Annotated in this window: 1 protein-coding gene; it reads left to right on the top strand. The window is 68.0% G+C overall.

Going from position 1 to position 1,543, the window contains the following annotated elements; genetic code table 11:
- Window positions 1–127: 127 nt before the first annotated feature.
- On the top strand, window positions 128–1,516 hold the full coding sequence (locus QZV81_RS01040; protein WP_292831160.1) for an HNH endonuclease signature motif containing protein: 1,389 nt from the start codon (window positions 128–130) through the stop codon (window positions 1,514–1,516).
- Window positions 1,517–1,543: the final 27 nt, after the last annotated feature.

The raw sequence follows: 1,543 nt of genomic DNA, 5'->3' as shown, positions 1-1,543 counted from the left end.
CCCCAACCGTTTCCTTAGGACGGAACTGCTCTTCCATTGAGCTACAGAGGCTGGCCTCCCGATTCTAGACGTCCACAGCCGCTCAACCGCGCGGGGCAATGTCGGAACCCCGGCGTAGCGTGCAGCTATGACGTTCTTCACCCCGATGGGCCCCGACGGGGATCCGCTGCGGAACGACCCCGAACTGCGCGAGGCGCGTTGGGAACTCGCCATGAGTGCGGGTGCACCGCCCGAGCATGATGACGACGAGGGCTTCCCTCCGTCGGCGTTCGAACCCCGCTCGTCGCTCGATGATGATCTCGCCGACATCGACCGCACGGTCCAGCGGGCGCGCTCGGCGAGCGCCGAACAAGATCTTCTCTTTCACCGGATGCTCGTGCGCGCCTTCGCCGAGCCTGATCCGTGGGTTGGCCCCGACCCCACACTCGACCTCACCTGGAGCGACCCGCGCGGGCGGTCAACGGCCGAAGTCCGCGCCGATCGGAGCATGCTGGGCGTTCGTGCCGCGGCGGCCGATCTGGGCGTGCGCGTGGGTCTGTCCGACAACCAGATCAGGCTTCGCGCGCATCGCGCCGAGACGCTCTCCACCCGCCTGCCGTTCGTCTGGCAGAACTGCCTGCTCGGGCTCATCGCCGAACAGAACATGGCCTTCGCCGCACAACTCGCGGCGACGCTGCCAGGCGACGACCCCGAATCGTGGTCAAGGTTCGATGCGGCCCTCGTCGAGGTCGCGTGCCGGCTCGCGCCCGGCCGGTTCCGGCAACGTGCGCGTGCCGCTCGCGAACGCGCGCACTCCGAATCGCTGTCTGTTCGTCACGCGCGAGCCGCCGCCGACCGTCGGGTCACGTTCGACCCCTCACTCGATGGGATGGCCGAGATCTGCGCGCTCGTCCCTGCCAGCGACGCAGCCGCGATCGAGAACCGTGTGGAAGGGGATGCTCGTCACCTCGCTGCAGCCGACGGCGAAAAGCGCACGCTCGCCCAGCTCCGCGCCGACGTGCTGGTCGACCTCCTCACTCGCAATTCCGACGAGGCATCGAAGGTGACGGCGACCGTCAACATCACGATCCCCGCGATGACACTTCTGGGCGAATCCGACGAGCCCGCGACCCTCGCCGGATACGGGCCCATTCCGCTCGAGACCGCCAAGCGCCTGGCTTCCGGCTCATCCGACTGGTTCCGGGTGCTCACGCATCCGCTCGACGGCACCGTCCTCGATGTGGAACGCCGCGCCTACCGCGTGCCCGCCGATCTGCGCAGGTGGATCGGCATCCGCTACCCCACCTGTGTGTTCCCCGGCTGCACCCGTTCCTCCGCGAACTGCGACATGGACCATCGAAAACGCTGGGCCGACGGCGGGGCCACGTCCTCGATCAACATCGAGCCCGAATGCGGTCCTCACCATCCGGTCAAAGACGAAACGCTGTGGCACCTCGATCGTGACTCCGGCTCCGGCGCCCTCCGCTGGACCACGCCGACGGGCGCGACGGTCGGTGTCGATCCGCCACCGTTCTGACGCCGTTTCGACACCGTTTCGACACCG

The organism is Microbacterium sp., from assembly GCF_011620665.1.
Lineage (GTDB): Bacteria > Actinomycetota > Actinomycetes > Actinomycetales > Microbacteriaceae > Microbacterium.
This window is presented reverse-complemented; position numbering and strand designations above follow the sequence as displayed.